At 73.6% G+C, this 14,567-nt stretch carries 13 protein-coding genes; 10 read left to right on the top strand and 3 right to left on the bottom strand.

Annotation, left to right across the window (positions count from 1 at the left end; translation table 11 throughout):
- Window positions 1-68 precede the first annotated feature (68 nt).
- On the bottom strand, window positions 69-1,040 hold the full coding sequence (locus tag FHU40_RS03425; protein ID WP_183590867.1) for a coenzyme F420-0:L-glutamate ligase: 972 nt from the start codon (window positions 1,038-1,040) through the stop codon (window positions 69-71).
- Window positions 1,037-2,050: a 2-phospho-L-lactate transferase gene (gene cofD / locus FHU40_RS03420; protein WP_183590866.1), complete on the bottom strand. Its 1,014-nt coding sequence runs from the start codon at window positions 2,048-2,050 to the stop codon at window positions 1,037-1,039. Before cofD ends, FHU40_RS03425 begins: the two co-directional genes overlap by 4 nt.
- A gap of 217 nt (window positions 2,051-2,267) precedes the next feature.
- Here cofD and FHU40_RS03415 point away from each other — a divergent pair, with 217 nt between their 5' ends.
- The 3 genes from FHU40_RS03415 to FHU40_RS03405 all read left to right on the top strand — a co-directional run bounded on the left by FHU40_RS03415 (window position 2,268) and on the right by FHU40_RS03405 (window position 6,872).
- The gene (locus FHU40_RS03415) at window positions 2,268-2,522 is read left to right on the top strand and encodes a WhiB family transcriptional regulator (protein ID WP_011754873.1); all 255 of its coding nucleotides are present in this window, start codon (window positions 2,268-2,270) and stop codon (window positions 2,520-2,522) included.
- 76 nt (window positions 2,523-2,598) lie between these two features.
- Complete coding sequence (locus FHU40_RS03410; protein WP_183590865.1) at window positions 2,599-5,454, top strand: glycosyltransferase; 2,856 nt, start codon at window positions 2,599-2,601, stop codon at window positions 5,452-5,454.
- Entirely contained in the window at window positions 5,451-6,872 is a 1,422-nt protein-coding gene (locus FHU40_RS03405) for a DUF5719 family protein (protein WP_183590864.1), read from the top strand. Before FHU40_RS03410 ends, FHU40_RS03405 begins: the two co-directional genes overlap by 4 nt.
- Before the next feature lie 91 nt (window positions 6,873-6,963).
- Here FHU40_RS03405 and FHU40_RS03400 read toward each other — a convergent pair whose 3' ends face one another.
- Window positions 6,964-7,392, bottom strand: coding sequence for a metallopeptidase family protein (locus tag FHU40_RS03400; protein ID WP_246389925.1), 429 nt, complete (start codon window positions 7,390-7,392; stop codon window positions 6,964-6,966).
- 49 nt (window positions 7,393-7,441) lie between these two features.
- Here FHU40_RS03400 and FHU40_RS03395 point away from each other — a divergent pair, with 49 nt between their 5' ends.
- The 7 genes from FHU40_RS03395 to ahcY all read left to right on the top strand — a co-directional run bounded on the left by FHU40_RS03395 (window position 7,442) and on the right by ahcY (window position 14,505).
- The gene (locus FHU40_RS03395) at window positions 7,442-7,801 is read left to right on the top strand and encodes a DUF3499 family protein (protein ID WP_183590863.1); all 360 of its coding nucleotides are present in this window, start codon (window positions 7,442-7,444) and stop codon (window positions 7,799-7,801) included.
- Between the two features lie 133 nt (window positions 7,802-7,934).
- The gene (locus tag FHU40_RS03390) at window positions 7,935-9,305 is read left to right on the top strand and encodes a phosphomannomutase/phosphoglucomutase (protein ID WP_183590862.1); all 1,371 of its coding nucleotides are present in this window, start codon (window positions 7,935-7,937) and stop codon (window positions 9,303-9,305) included.
- A complete protein-coding gene (locus FHU40_RS03385) occupies window positions 9,302-9,478 on the top strand; it encodes a Trm112 family protein (RefSeq protein WP_183590861.1) in 177 nt (58 codons plus the stop codon). Before FHU40_RS03390 ends, FHU40_RS03385 begins: the two co-directional genes overlap by 4 nt.
- A gap of 24 nt (window positions 9,479-9,502) precedes the next feature.
- The gene (locus tag FHU40_RS03380; protein ID WP_183590860.1) at window positions 9,503-10,534 is read left to right on the top strand and encodes an SIS domain-containing protein; all 1,032 of its coding nucleotides are present in this window, start codon (window positions 9,503-9,505) and stop codon (window positions 10,532-10,534) included.
- A gap of 29 nt (window positions 10,535-10,563) precedes the next feature.
- Window positions 10,564-11,670, top strand: a complete 1,107-nt coding sequence (locus tag FHU40_RS03375) for an acyltransferase family protein (protein ID WP_183590859.1) — start codon at window positions 10,564-10,566, stop codon at window positions 11,668-11,670.
- Window positions 11,671-11,903: 233 nt separating this feature from the next.
- Window positions 11,904-12,848, top strand: coding sequence for a DUF808 domain-containing protein (locus FHU40_RS03370; protein ID WP_183590858.1), 945 nt, complete (start codon window positions 11,904-11,906; stop codon window positions 12,846-12,848).
- 226 nt (window positions 12,849-13,074) lie between these two features.
- On the top strand, window positions 13,075-14,505 hold the full coding sequence (gene ahcY, locus FHU40_RS03365) for an adenosylhomocysteinase (RefSeq protein ID WP_183590857.1): 1,431 nt from the start codon (window positions 13,075-13,077) through the stop codon (window positions 14,503-14,505).
- The last annotated feature ends 62 nt before the right edge of the window (window positions 14,506-14,567 follow it).

Raw genomic sequence — 14,567 nt, 5'->3', positions numbered from 1 at the left:
TGTTCCTCGGTCGTGCTGGAGCGGTTCGGGCGCTCGTGGGACGGTCGTCGGCAGAGTCTACGGGGGGATCACACGTCCGCAGGGCGCAATCGCGCCTCATGGGGGTGGTCGGTGGCGTTCATCGTCCACCCGTGCGCGAACACCAGCGCCCTCAGCGCGCGGCTCGTGCCCCGCGGATAGGTCACCACGAGGGCGCCGTCGGCGGCACCGGTGTGCGACGGCGCCAGCCCAACGATCTCGCGGATCGCGGCGGCCAGCTCGGTCGCCGGAGCCGGGGCGCCGAAGGGCCGGCGGTCGTCGTCGTGCGCCCGCAGCGCGCGGAGGACGGCCTCGCGGGCGCCGTACCCGAACAGGTCTGCGCCGTCGGGCCGCACCAGGGACGCGGCGCCCGGGCCGTGCTCGCCGGCGGGCAGCACGAGGTCGGCGCGTCCGCGGACGACGGAGAACGGGCGGCCGCCGAGCTTGCCGGTCGCCAGCTCGGCGGCGCCGGCGAGCTCGTCGGCGACGGCGGGCAGGGTCACCGCCAGCTCGTTGCCGTGCGCGTCGGTGCGGCCGGCGAAGTCCTCGGCCACGACCAGCCCGGCGGCGCCGATCGCGACGTCGGTCTGACCCTCGCGCCAGGCCCGGCCCGCGGTGTCGCTGACGACGACCGCGACGTTGGCGCCCCCGTGCTCGTGGATGCCCTCGCGGATCGTGCGGGCCGAGCCGTCGGGGTCCTCGGGCAGCAGCACGATCTGGCCGAGCGGCACGTTGGAGTTGTCGATGCCCGCGGCCGCCATCGTGAGGCCGAGGCGGTTGCGCACGATCGCGGTCTCGCCGCGACGGGCCACGACCCGCACGGTCTCGCCGGCCAGGGCCTCCTCGCGGCTGCCGCGCCGCAGCCGGCCCTCGGCCTTGCTCACGATCTTGCTGGTCACCACCAGCACGTCGCCGTCCGCGAGCTCGGCGGCCGCGAGCGCAAGGGCGACCAGGTCGTCGCCGGCCACCACCTCCGGGACCCCGTCGGGGGCGAAGATCTCGAGCCGGGTCGCTGCACTCATCGAGCGACCAGGTCGATCGCGGCCGCGGCCATCGCGGCCGTGGCATCCGGGTCGGTCATCATCAGCGGTACGGCGCGGCAGGGGAGCCCCGCGGCCTCGACCCGGTCCGCCTGGTCGGCGTCGACCTCGTCGACGAGCCAGCCGTCGAGCACCCCGCCGGCGGAGCGCGCGCCGTAGTGGAGGCCGACACCGGAGGCGCTGACCTCGACGCCGATCGAGGTCAGCATCTGCTCGGCCATGCCGCGCACGTGGGTGCCCCCGACGATGGGGGACAGCCCGACCACCGGGGCACGGGTCGCGGCGAGCGCCTCGCGCATCCGCGGGACGCCGAGGATCGTGCCCACCGACACGACCGGGTTGGAGGGCGGCAGCACGACCAGGTCCGCGTCGGTGATCGCGTCGACGACGCCCGGTCCTGGGCTGGCCTCGTCGAGGCCGACGAAGACCAGCATCTCGGCGGGCACCGAGGCGCGCAGTCGCACCCAGTACTCCTGGAAGTGCACGACCCGGCGGCCGCTGGGGGAGTCGGGGTCGGCGATCGCGACGTGGGTCTCGACCCGGTCATCGGTCATCGGCAGCAGTCGCACCCGGTCGCCGTACACCGGGTCCAGCCAGCGCCGGCACAGCGCGGTGGTGACCTCGGAGAGCGGGTAGCCGGCTTCGAGCATCTGGGTGCGCACCAGATGGGTCGCGATGTCGCGGTCGCCGAGTCCGAACCAGGTCGGCTCCACGCCGTAGATCGCGAGCTCCTCCTTCACGCTCCACGTCTCGGCGCGGCGGCCCCATCCGCGCCCGGTGTCGATGCCGTCGCCGAGGGTGTACATGACCGTGTCGAGGTCGGGGCAGACCTTGAGGCCGTGGACCCACAGGTCGTCGGCGGTGTTGGCGACCACCGTTACCGTCGCATCGGGAGCGACGCCCGGCAGCCGCCCGGTGGCGATCCCGTGGAGCAGCCCCTGGAGGAAGCGGGCGCCGCCCATGCCCCCCGAGAGCACCGTGATGTTCTGCATGCGGATACCTTGCCGCACGCCCGGTCGCGGCCCGACGGTCGGGGCTCCCGGGCTGGTCCATAGCAGATGCGGGGTTGACTTTGCGGGTACGACAGGCATGTAATTCCCACAATGTCGTTCGCGAGTCTCGGCGCGGTGATCCGGGTCCGGTGGTCTACCGGGAGCCGCACGTGATTCGGGGATGTGGGAGCAAGACCGGGTCGAAAGGGCGAAAGCCGTGAGAGAACTATTTCTCCTCGACGGGGACGCCGAGGAAGCTGGATGGCAGGAGCGAGCGCTGTGCGCGCAGACCGATCCCGAGGCCTTCTTCCCTGAGAAGGGGGGCTCGACCAGGGAGGCCAAGAAGGTCTGCCTGACCTGTGAGGTCCGCGACGACTGTCTCGAGTACGCACTGATGAACGACGAGCGCTTCGGGATCTGGGGCGGCCTCTCCGAGCGGGAGCGCCGCAAGCTGAAGAAGCGAGCCGTCTGACCTTCGACCGCCTGGCGTGGGGCGCCGCCGCACGCGGGGGTGGGGCGCGACCGCGTGGCCGTTAGGGTTCACGATCGTGGTTCCCTCCGTCGCGGCCCTGCTCGTCAGTCATGACGGCGGCCGCTGGCTACCCGCCGTGATCGACGGGGTCCGGGCGCAGCGGGCGCCGCTCACGGCCGTCGTCGCGGTCGACACCGGCAGCAAGGACGACAGCCCCGACCTGCTGGAGCGGGCCTTCGGCGACGTGCTCCGGGTGAGCGGGGCGACCTCGTTCCCGGCCGCCGTCGGGCGCGGCCTCGAGCGGCTGCGGGAGCGCGGCGAGACGCCCGAGTGGGTCTGGATCCTGCACGACGACGCCAACCCCGATGCGGGCGCGCTGGCGGCGCTCCTGGCGGCCGCCGCCGAGCACCCGGAGGCCGACATCCTCGGCCCGAAGCTGCGGGAGTGGCCCTCGCTCAAGCGGCTGCTCGAGCTCGGCGTCACCATCAGCGGCACCGGGCGGCGCGAGACCGGCCTGGAGCGTGGCGAGTACGACCAGGGCCAGCACGACGAGGTGCACCGGGTGCTCGCGGTCAACACCGCGGGCATGCTGGTGCGGCGTACCGTCCTCGAGACGCTCGGCGGATTCGACGAGCAGTTGCCGATCTTCGGCAACGACATCGACTTCGGCTGGCGCGCCGCGGCCGCGGGCCACACCACGCTGATCGTCCCGGACGCGGTGGTCTTCCACGCCGAGGCGGCGCACCGGGGCGTACGTCGTACCCCCCTGACCGGACGACACACCCACTACCAGGAGCGGCGGGCGGCGCTCTACACGCTGCTCGCGAACGCGCCCGGCCGGCGGCTGCCGTGGCTGGTGCTCCGGCTCGCCTTCGGCACCCTGCTCCGGATGGTCGGCTTCGTCCTGGTGCGATCGGTGGGCGAGGCGCTCGACGACCTCGCGGCGCTGCTCTCGCTCTACTCGCACCCGGGCGAGGTGCGCAAGGCTCGCCGGGTCCGCCGCGAGCAGCCCGGCGCCGACGAGCGACGGGCGGCGCCGCTGCTCTCGCCGTGGTGGGTGCCCTATCGCCACGGGCTGGACTTCCTCGGCGACCTGGTCGCCGCCGCGACCAACCAGGCCCAGGACGTCGCCGAGCGGCGGCGCGCCGCCGCTGCCGAGCGCGCACCGGCCAGCTACGCGCCCCGGCCGGGACCGGAGGACGACGACCTCCTCGCCGAGGACACCGGGCTCGTGGCGCGGTTCCTCACCAACCCCGTCGCGCTGCTGGTCGCGCTGGTCGTGATCGTCGCCCTGGTCGCGGCGCGGACGGCGTTCGGCTCGGTCTCCGGCGGGGGCCTGTCGCCGGCGCCGCAGGGGGTCGGCGACTGGTGGCGGCTCCAGGTCGAGACCTGGCACCCGCTCGGCACCGGCACGGCCGTGCCGGCCCCGGCGTACGTGCTGCCGATGGCGCTGCTCGCCACCCTGCTCGGCGGCAGCCCCTCGGCGGCCGTGTCGGCGGTCCTGGTCGCCGCGGTGCCGGTCGGGCTGTGGGGCGCGTGGCGCTTCCTGAGGGTGGTCGGCCGCCTGGTGGTCTTCACCGGCGCGTCGCGCTGGGTGCTGCTGTGGGGTGCGACCACCTGGAGTCTGGTGGCGGTCGCGAGCGGGGCCTGGTCCGACGGCCGGCTCGGCCTGGTCGTGGTCGCCGCGCTGCTGCCCTGGCTGGCGCACGCCGCGCTGGGCTTCGCCGAGCCCGCGGCCGAGCGCCGGTGGCGCGCCGCCTGGCGGGTGGGCCTGCTGCTCGCCGTCGGGTCCGCGTTCGCACCCGTGCTGTGGGTCCTGGCCGCCGCCCTCGGCCTGGTCGTCATCGGGGCCGCAGCGCTCGTCGTGCGCGGCGCGGTGCGCGACCGCTCGGTGTGGGGTCCGCCCGCGGCGGCGCTCGGCCTGGTGCCGGTGCTGCTCGCGCCGTGGTGGCTGCCGGCCATCCAACGGTCGGCGGCCGAGGGCCTGCTGCTCGACACCGGCCGCCTGCCGACGCCGACGGCCGACACCCTCGATCTCCTCGCCGGCCGGCTCGACGGGCTCGGCGCCCCCTGGTGGCTGGGCCTCGTGCTCGCCGTGCTCGCGCTGCTGGCGCTGCTCCCGCGCGCGACCCGGATCCCCGTGCTCGTCTGCTGGGTCGTGGCACTGGTGACGGCGGTGCTCGCCGCCCTCCTCGGCGCCGTCACCTTCGACCTCGCCGCCACCTCCGTCGACGCCGGACCGGGCGTGCTGCTGCTGGTGCTCCAGGGCACCTTCGTCGTCGCGGCGTCGATCGGCGCCGTCGGGCTCGGGGTGGAGACCATCGCCTGGCGGCGGGTGCTCAGCGGCGTCCTGGTCGTGGTGGCCGCCGCGGTGCCGGTCGGCGGCGTGGTGTGGTGGCTCGGCTCCGACCCCGCCATCGGCGAGGGCATCGAGACCGACATCCCCGTCTACATGGTGCAGAGCTCCGAGGAGGGCCCCGAGCACGGCATCCTCGTGATCCGGGGCGGGGTCGACGAGGGCCTGACCTACACGGTCCGGCGCGGCGACGGCGTCACCCTCGGCGAGGACGAGGTGACCAACCTGACCGCCGAGGACGCCGACTTCACGGCCGAGGTCCGGGCGCTGGTCTCCCGGCCGACGCCCGAGGTCGTCGACCGGCTCGGCGCCAGCGGGATCGAGTACGTCGTGCTGCCCGAGCCCGCCGACGGTGACGTCGCCGCCGTCCTCGACGCCACGACCGGACTCGTCCAGGCGAGCGCCGAGAAGCGCACGACCCGGGCGTGGCAGGTCGACGGGCCGCTCGACGGCTCGCTGCTGGAGGGGCCGGTGTCCTGGCTGCGAGTGGTGCTCCTGGTGGTGCAGGGCATCGCCGTCGTAGTGGTCGTCGTGCTGTGCCTGCCGACCACGAACCCGAGGCGGTCCGACCGATGACCCAGCCCCGCACGACCGGCGGCCGCCGGCGTACCGCCACCCGGCGCGGCCGACTCAACCTGACCATGGTGCTCGCCGTGGTGCTGCCGCTGCTCAGCGTCGCGGCACTGCTGCTGGTGCGCCCGGCCGAGCCCGCGGCCACCACCCGGCCACCGGAGCGCACCACGCTGACCACGGCCACCCTCGTCTGCCCGGCCGGGCTGCCGGGGGCGCCCGAGCTCGCGCTGACGACCGTCTCCGACGACGTGGACGGCTCGGTGCGGGTCGGGCTCGGGAAGGACGCGAAGGACGCCGACCTGGTCTCGGGCCGGGTGACGACGACCCGCGCCCCGGACGCCGTCGCGGTGACCGGCGAGGACGACAGCGCGCCGGGCCTGGTGGCCGGCCGGGGCGGCGGCGACGAGCCCGCCGTGACCGCCTGTCTGCCGCCGGCGGCGGGTCAGTGGTTCACCGGCGTCGGCGCCGGCGCCAGCCATCGATCGGTCCTCGAGCTGACCAACCCCGACGGCGGCACCGCCGTCGCCGACGTCACCGTGCTGGGGCGCAACGGCGTGGTGGAGGCGCCCCGGCTGCGCGGCGTCTCCGTCCCCGGCGGCAGCTCCGTGCGGCTCGACCTGGCCACCCTGGTGCCGCGCACCGACGAGCTCGCGCTCGAGGTCGTCACCGCCCGCGGCCGGCTCGGGGTGGCCCTGCTCGACCGCTTCGACCGCCCGGGCCGGGCCCCGCTCACCCAGGACTGGCTGCCGGCCCAGCCGGCTCCCGCGACCAGCAACCTGCTGCTCGGCCTCGCGCCCGGCACGGGCCAGCGAACGCTCGCGATCGCCAACCCGGGCGACGACGAGGTCCGGGCCGAGGTCAAGGTCGTCGACTCCGAGTCGGTGTTCGCCCCCGACGGCGCCGAGGAGATCCGGGTCCCGCCGCGGGGCGTGGCGCGGGTGCGGGTCTCCTCGATCGTGAACGCCGCGGTCGGTCAGGACGCCCTCGGCCTCCAGGTCACCTCCTCCGGACCGGTGAGCGCGGCCCTGCGCTCCGTCGTCGGCAACGACCTCTCCTTCGCGACCGCCGGGAGCTCGTTCGACGCCGAGGCGACCGTGCTCGTCCCGAAGCAGCCGGCCGAGGGGCGCGGGGCCGCCCGGCGCCGGGTCGTGCTCGCCGGCGCCACGACGGCCGGCACTGTCACCGTGGTGGCCCTCGACGCGAACGGCGACCGGCTGCGCCGCCGTACGGCCGAGGTGGTGCCCGACCGCGGCACGGTCGTCAAGGTGCCGCCCACCGCCCGGCTGATCTCGGTGCTGCCCGAGCGGACCTCGGTGACCGGAGCGGTGCTGACCAGCTCCGCCAACGGGGCGTCGATGCTGCCGCTGACCGTCCCGGTGCGCAACGGGCTGGTGCCCGACGTCCGGCCCGGGCTGCCCTGACGACTGCCCCATCGGCGTCGAGATCCGCGAGATGGCCGTCAGGACCCCGTGTCGGCAGCCGGTCCACGGATCTCGACGCGAGTCGGCCGGCCTACAGCCCGCCCTCGTAGCGCGGGTCGACGTCCTCGGCGTCGATGCCGAGCAGCTCGGCGATCTGCTCGACCACGACGGTGAGCACCAGCCCCTCCAGCTCGGCGCGGTTGTCGCAGCGGTGCTCGATCGGGCGCCGGAAGAGCACCAGCCGGGTCGGCGTCGCGCCGGTGCCCCGGACCAGCGAGGAGAGCGGGACCGTGCCCGGGGACCAGTCGTCGGGGAGGTGGGGGGTGTCCTCCACGGCGTACTCGACGAGGCCGAGCCGGTCCTGCCAGCGCCGGTCGACCTCGGTGACGATGCCGAGCGCGATGTCGTCGAAGCGCTCGCGGGCGGTGCGCAGCTCGGGCCGGCCGGGCACGGCCGGGAGCACCGCAGGGCCGCGCATCCCGCGCCCCCGACGGTCCCGGGTGCGCCGGCGTCGTTCCATGCCGCGAGCCTAATCGGCGCGGTCGGTGCCGAGGGGTACCGTCTGCGACGTGAGTCCTGCCCGCCGCTGTTCCCGCACGGCCTGCGGTCGTCCCGCGGTGGCCACGCTGACGTATGTCTACGCGGACCAGACGGCGGTCCTCGGCCCCCTGTCCACCTACGCCGAGCCGCACGCCTACGACCTGTGCGAGGCGCACAGCGAGCGCCTGTCGGCACCGCGCGGCTGGGAGGTGCTGCGGCTCGCGGGTGACCTCACCGCGCCGGGGCCGACGAGTGACGACCTGCTCGCGCTGGCCGACGCGGTCCGCGAGGCCGCTCGGCCGATCGCGCCGCGGCGGGTGGCGCCGGCCGAGGAGACCGGGCGCGAGGTCGGCCGGCGCGGGCACCTGCGGGTGCTGACCAACGACTGACGGCCCGACTCGGCCTCAGCCTCGGCGACTGTCCCGCTCTCGACACGCCGGTCGTGACCTCGTGCCTCGGTCGCGCGGCTCGCTCGACCACCTTCATCGAGTCCGCTGGCGCGTCCTCGATAGGCTCCGAGGCATGGCCGACACCCTCGACCCGACGAACCTCGCCGCGGTCTTCAAGGCGTACGACGTCCGCGGCACCGTGCCCGACCAGATCGACGAGCGGCTCGCGCTGGCCGCCGGCCGCGCGTTCGCACAGGTCGTCGGGGCGGCGACGGTCGTGGTGGGCCACGACATGCGTCCCAGCTCGCCCGGCATGGCCGGCGCGTTCGCCCAGGGCGCCAGCGAGGCCGGTGCCGACGTCGTCCTGATCGGGCTCGCGTCGACCGACCAGCTCTACTTCGCCTCCGGCCACCTCGGGCACCCGGGTGCGATGTTCACCGCGAGCCACAATCCGGCGCAGTACAACGGCATCAAGATGTGTCGCGCCCACGCCGTGCCGATCGGCATGGAGACGGGCCTGGCCGAGATCCGCGACCTGGTCGCCGAGCCCCGGCCCGTGGTCGGACCCGCCGGGTCGATCTCCGAGCACGACGTGCTCGCGGCGTACGCGGCTCACCTGCTCACGCTCGCGCCGGTCGTCGGCCGCCGGCTCCGGGTGGTCGTCGACGCGGGGAACGGCATGGCCGGGCACACCGCACCGGCGGTCTTCGATCGGCTCGGCGACCAGGTCGAGCTGGTGCCGATGTACTTCGAGCTCGACGGCTCCTTCCCGAACCACGACGCCAACCCGATCGAGCCGGCCAACCTCGTCGACCTGCAGCAGCGTGTCGTCGCCGAGGCGGCCGACATCGGCCTCGCCTTCGACGGCGACGCCGACCGCTGTTTCATCGTCGACGAGCGCGGGCGGGCGGTCTCGCCGTCGACGCTCACGGCGCTGATCGCGGCGCGCGAGCTCGCCAAGGAGCCCGGAGCGACGGTGATCCACAACCTGATCACCAGCCGCTCGGTGCCCGAGATCGTGAGTGAGCTGGGCGGCAACCCCGTGCGCACGCGGGTCGGCCACTCCTTCATCAAGGCCACCATGGCCGAGACCGGCGCGATCTTCGGCGGCGAGCACAGCGGACACTTCTACTTCCGCGACTTCTGGCGTGCCGACTCCGGCATGCTCGCCGCGCTGCACACCCTCGCCGCGCTCGCCGAGACCGAGCAGCCGCTCTCGGCGCTGCTCGCGGCGTACGACCGCTACGTGCTCAGCGGTGAGATCAACTCCACGGTCGCCGACCAGGCGGCGGTGACCGCCGAGATCGAGGCGGCGTACGCCGCACGGGACGACGTCACCACCGACCGCCTCGACGGTCTCACCGTCAGCCACGCCGACTGGACCTTCAACGTCCGGCCGTCCAACACCGAGCCGCTGCTGCGCCTCAACGCCGAGGGCCGCGACGAGCAGACCATGTCCCGCGTGCGCGACACCGTGCTCGCCCAGATCAGGAGTGACCGATGAGCTCGTCCGTCAACATCGACCCCGCGCTGCTCGAGATCATCGTCTGCCCGGCCTGCCGCGCGGACCTGGCGGTCGTGGGGGAGGAGCTGGTCTGCCAGGGCTGCGGCCTCGCCTACCCCGTTCGCGACGACATACCGGTGCTGTTGGTCGACGAGGCGCGCAAGCCGTCCTGAGGACTGCGACGAGAGGCTGGGGCGATGGCGACCTGGTTCGACGAGTCCCGCCTCGACGCGGGAGCCGCCCTCGAGGCCGGCGACCACGTGCTGCGCACGCTGGCCGAGTCGGGCGCCCGGGTCCGCCGTACCGCCGGTGAGGCGGCGGCGGCCACCGACGAGGCGGTCGCCCGCGCCGTGGAGCTCGCCCGCCCGCGGGCCGTCCTGGCCGCCGGCCCCGACTCGCGGCTGCTGCGCGCGGTGCTCGAGCCGTGGTGCCCGGTGCCCTTCGTGGCCTGGCCGGCCGCGGGCCTTCCGGGCTGGGCGGGCAGCCTCGACCTCGTGGTGGTGCTGGCCCCCGACGGCGCGGACACCGGCGCCGCGTCGGCGGTCGCCGAGGCGGTACGCCGCGGCTGCCAGCTGGTCGTCGCCTGCCCGCCGGACTCGCTGGTCGCCGAGCACGCCGCGGGTCGCTGGAGCGCGATCCTGCCGACCGCCACCCGCGACCAGCTCGCGACCGCGGTCGTCGTACTGGAGTACCTCGACCGGGTCTCGCTCGGTCCGCGGGCCGACGCCGAGCAGGTCGCGGAGGCGCTCGACGCGGTCGCGATCGCCTGCTCGCCGCACCGCGACCTGGCCGTGAACCCGGCCAAGATGCTCGCGATCGCCCTCGCCGACGCCAACCCGATCGTGTGGGGCGGCTCGGTGCTCGCGGCGCGGGCGGCCCGCCGGGTCGCGGAGTCGATCCGCCGGGCGACCGGCCGCTCGGCCCTCGCGGGCGACGCCGAGCACCTGCTCCCGGTCATCGAAGCGGCTCGCCAGCGGGACGTCTTCGACGACCCGTTCGCCGAGGACTCCGGCGACCGGCGTCCGGTGCTGGTCGTGCTCGACGACGGCGTCGACGACCCCGTGGTCCGCGAGCAGCGCGGTCGCCTGCGGGCCGCGGCCGCCGAGCGCGGCGTCCGGGTCGAGACGGTCACGACCGAGGCGCCCACCGAGGTGGCCCGGTACGCCTCGCTTCTGCTGAGCGGAACCTACGCTGCGGAGTACCTGAGAATCGGCCTCGTGGAGGACTGATCCCCGGCGCCGCCGGGTAGGCGGGAAGCATGCCCGCTCCGACCGCTGCCGTCCGCGACCCGTGGTTCGACAACGCCAAGATGATGCTGGTGACGCTGGTCGTCGTCGGGCACTCCTGGGTGCTGCTGCCCGACACCGATGTCGTCGGGCACTTCTACGACTTCCTCTACGCGTGGCACGTGCCGGCGTTCGTGTTCGTCACCGGATACCTCTCCCGCGGCTTCGTCTACAGCAAGGTGCGGATGTGGCAGCTCTTCCGCACCGTGGTGGTGCCGTACCTGCTCTTCGAGACCGCGTTGGCGATCTTCCGCATCTACGTCGGCGGCGAGGAGCTCGACGACCTGTTCCGCGATCCGCACTGGCCGATGTGGTACCTCGCGGCCCTCTTCCTCTGGCGACTCCTCACCCCGATCTTCCGGCCGATGTGGGGCGGGCTCGCGGTCGCGGTGGGCGTCAGCCTGGTGGCCGGGATGTACGCGGGCGACACCCTCGACATCGCGCGCGTGCTCGGGCTGCTGCCGTTCTTCGTGATGGGCCTCAAGGCCACCCCCGAGCGGCTCGAGTGGTTGCGCAAGAAGCCCGCCCAGGCCGCCGCCGTGGCGGTGTTCGTGGGCATCTGGGTGCTGACCACCTGGACCGACGCCTGGGCGAGCACGGAGTGGCTCTACTACCGCTCGCGGTACGACGAGATGGGGTACGGCGACGACGTACAGGCGCTGCTGACGCGGGCCCTGGTGCTCGCGATCGGCACGCTCGGCGCGTGGGCGTTCTTCGCCCTGGTGCCGCGGATCGACGGCTGGTTCGCCCGGATGGGCGCGGCGACGCTGGTCGTCTACCTCTTCCACGGGTTCTTCGTGAAGGGTGCCGGCTACGCGGGCTTCGGCGGCTGGGCCGACCAGCACCCGGTGATCGCGTTCGGGGCCACCACCGTCGGTGCCGTGTTGCTCTCGCTCCTGCTCGCCTGGCGCCCGGTCTCCGCCCGGCTGACCGAGCTGGTCGACCCGCTCGGCTACGCCGAGCGGCACCTGACGCGCGCCGTCGCGCTGACCGCGGCCAAAGACCAGGTACAGCCCGAGGTGCAGGCCGAGATCGAGGCCGGCGTCGACGCGGGCCGCGCCCACCAGACGGTCCGCTAGCGATCTCCCGGGCTCGGCAGCGGTCCGGGAGCTACGTCGTTCAGGTGTGAGTTCGGTCGTCCGGGTCGGGTCGGCCCCGCGAGGGGTGCCCCCAGCGGATAGTCCGTCACGAACTGGCTGCCCGATCGCACGAACGACAACCGGAACGTGACGGACTATCCCGAGCGGCCGCCCGCCGGGCCCGCCGGGAACCGGCACCGCGACCCCCCCGGGGGGTCCACTAGCATTTCGCCATGGCTGGCGGACTGTTCGCACTGCTCGACGACGTGGCCGCCCTCGCCAAGATGGCCGCCGCGTCCGTCGACGACATCGGTGCGGCCGCGGGCCGGGCGACCACGAAGGCGGCGGGCGTGGTCGTCGACGACACCGCGGTCACCCCGCAGTACGTCCACGGCGTGACCGCCGACCGCGAGCTCCCGATGATCAAGCGGATCACGATCGGCTCGCTGCGCAACAAGCTCCTCGTCATCCTGCCGGTGGCGCTGCTGCTCAGCCAGTTCCTGCCCGGTCTGCTCACGCCGATCCTGATGGTCGGCGGCGGGTACCTGTGCTACGAGGGCGCCGAGAAGGTCTGGGCGCGCCTGCGCGGTCACGACCACCACCCGGTGCCGGTGACCGCCGAGGGGGCCGAGGCGGAGAAGGCGATGGTCTCGGGCGCGATCCGCACCGACCTCATCCTCTCCGCCGAGATCATGGTGATCGCGCTCAACGAGGTCGCCGAGGAGCCCTTCCTCAACCGCCTCGGCATCCTCGTCGTCGTCGCGATCGCCATCACCCTCGCGGTGTACGGCGTGGTCGCGGTCATCGTGAAGCTCGACGACATCGGCCTGGCGCTCTCCCAGCGCTCCACCGGCCTGCCCGGCAGGATCGGCCACGCCCTGCTCGTCGGCACCCCGCGGCTGCTCGCGGTCATCTCGGTCGTCGGCGTCGCCGCGATGCTCTGGGTCGGCGGCCACATCGAGCTCGTCGGCCTCGACGAGCTCGGCTGGCACGCGCCCTACGAGCTCGTCCACGACATCGAGCACGCCGTCCACAACGCCCTCCACGGAACTCTCGGCAGCATCGCGGGCTGGCTCACGAACACCTTGCTCTCCGCGGTCTTCGGCCTGATCGTCGGCGCGCTCATCCTCGGGGTGCTGCACCTGGTCCCGCGGCGCAGGTCGACCGCCGCGCACTGAGCCGGCCGGCTGACGCTTCATCAAGGGATGAGGTGGGAGTGGCGCTTTCCTGGGTGACCTCGCCCGGGGAGGCGGGGTTCGGCCTGCATCCCTTGATGAAGCCGCATGCTCCTGGCGCGACCTGATCCGATCCCGACCGCAGGCGTCGAGGATTCTTCCGATGCCCTGGTGCCGTTCTAACCTCGTCGGCAGGGAGAGCCCCGCCACATGTCCCTAGGGAGCACCGATGGACTTCAAGGTCGCCGACCTCAGCCTGGCCGACTTCGGCCGTACCGAGATCCAGCTCGCCGAACACGAGATGCCCGGCCTGATGGCCATGCGCGAGCGGTACGCCGCCGAGCAGCCCCTCCGGGGCGCGCGGATCGCCGGCTCGCTGCACATGACCATCCAGACCGCGGTGCTCATCGAGACGCTGGTGGCGCTGGGCGCCGAGGTCCGGTGGGCCTCCTGCAACATCTTCTCGACCCAGGACCACGCCGCCGCCGCGATCGCGGTCGGGCCGAACGGCACCGTCGAGGACCCCCAGGGAGTGCCGGTCTTCGCCTGGAAGGGCGAGACGCTGGAGGAGTACTGGTGGTGCACCCAGCAGATCCTCGACTGGCCCGGCAGCCAGCTGCCGAACATGATCCTCGACGACGGCGGCGACGCCACGCTGCTCGTGCACCTCGGCGTCCAGGCCGAGAAGACCGGCCAGGCGCCCGACCCGGCCACGGCGACCAGCACCGAGCAGCGGATCATCTTCGAGGTCCTCACCCGGGTCCTCGCGGAGAACCCCAACCACTGGACCCCGATCGCGAACTCCATCAAGGGCGTCACCGAGGAGACCACCACCGGTGTCCACCGCCTCTACGAGATGATGCGCGAGGGCACGCTGCTCTTCCCCGCGATCAACGTCAACGACTCGGTCACCAAGTCGAAGTTCGACAACAAGTATGGCTGCCGCCACTCGCTGGTCGACGGCATCAACCGCGCCACCGACGTCCTCATCGGCGGCAAGGTCGCGGTCGTCTGCGGGTACGGCGACGTCGGCAAGGGCTGCGCCGAGTCGCTGCGTGGCCAGGGCGCGCGCGTCATCGTCACCGAGATCGACCCGATCTGCGCCCTCCAGGCGGCCATGGACGGCTACCAGGTCTCGACGCTCGAGGACGTGCTCCCGATCGCCGACATCATCATCACCGCCACCGGCAACAAGGACGTCGTCACCGTCGACCACATGCGGGCGATGAAGCACCAGGCGATCGTCGGCAACATCGGCCACTTCGACAACGAGATCGACATGGCCGGCCTCGAGGCGCCGGGCGTCGCGGAGCGCAAGAACGTCAAGCCGCAGGTCGACGTCTGGACCTTCCCGACCGGTCGCTCGATCATCGTGCTCTCCGAGGGCCGCCTGATGAACCTCGGCAACGCGACCGGTCACCCGTCGTTCGTGATGTCGAACTCCTTCACCAACCAGGTGCTGGCCCAGATCGAGCTCTTCACCAAGACTGAGGAGTACCCCACCGGCGTCTACGTGCTGCCCAAGCAGCTCGACGAGGAGGTGGCCCGCCTGCACCTCGACGCCCTCGGGGTGCGGCTGACGACGCTCACCGGCGAGCAGGCGGCGTACCTCGGCATCGACGTTGCGGGTCCGTTCAAGCCGGAGCAGTACCGGTACTAGCGCTCCTGGCCCGAGCCCTGCGCGGGCCAGGAGACACGCACCAGGTCGAGGAGCCGACCGGC

The organism is Nocardioides soli (genome assembly GCF_014191495.1).
Classification (GTDB): Bacteria; Actinomycetota; Actinomycetes; order Propionibacteriales; family Nocardioidaceae; genus Nocardioides; species Nocardioides soli.
The sequence above is the reverse complement of the archived record's forward strand: the minus strand, read 5'-3'. Positions and strand labels throughout refer to the sequence as shown.

Bases quoted from the DNA above. Each gene is read 5' to 3' on its own strand.
- FHU40_RS03370 (WP_183590858.1), top strand. From the start codon at position 11,904: ATGGCTGGCGGACTGTTCGCACTGCTCGACGACGTGGCCGCCCTCGCC.
- cofD (WP_183590866.1), bottom strand. From the start codon at position 2,050: ATGCAGAACATCACGGTGCTCTCGGGGGGCATGGGCGGCGCCCGCTTC.
- FHU40_RS03380 (WP_183590860.1), top strand. From the start codon at position 9,503: ATGGCGACCTGGTTCGACGAGTCCCGCCTCGACGCGGGAGCCGCCCTC.
- FHU40_RS03385 (WP_183590861.1), top strand. From the start codon at position 9,302: ATGAGCTCGTCCGTCAACATCGACCCCGCGCTGCTCGAGATCATCGTC.
- FHU40_RS03400 (WP_246389925.1), bottom strand. From the start codon at position 7,392: ATGGAACGACGCCGGCGCACCCGGGACCGTCGGGGGCGCGGGATGCGC.
- ahcY (WP_183590857.1), top strand. From the start codon at position 13,075: ATGGACTTCAAGGTCGCCGACCTCAGCCTGGCCGACTTCGGCCGTACC.
- FHU40_RS03375 (WP_183590859.1), top strand. From the start codon at position 10,564: ATGCCCGCTCCGACCGCTGCCGTCCGCGACCCGTGGTTCGACAACGCC.
- FHU40_RS03390 (WP_183590862.1), top strand. From the start codon at position 7,935: ATGGCCGACACCCTCGACCCGACGAACCTCGCCGCGGTCTTCAAGGCG.
- FHU40_RS03425 (WP_183590867.1), bottom strand. From the start codon at position 1,040: ATGAGTGCAGCGACCCGGCTCGAGATCTTCGCCCCCGACGGGGTCCCG.
- FHU40_RS03405 (WP_183590864.1), top strand. From the start codon at position 5,451: ATGACCCAGCCCCGCACGACCGGCGGCCGCCGGCGTACCGCCACCCGG.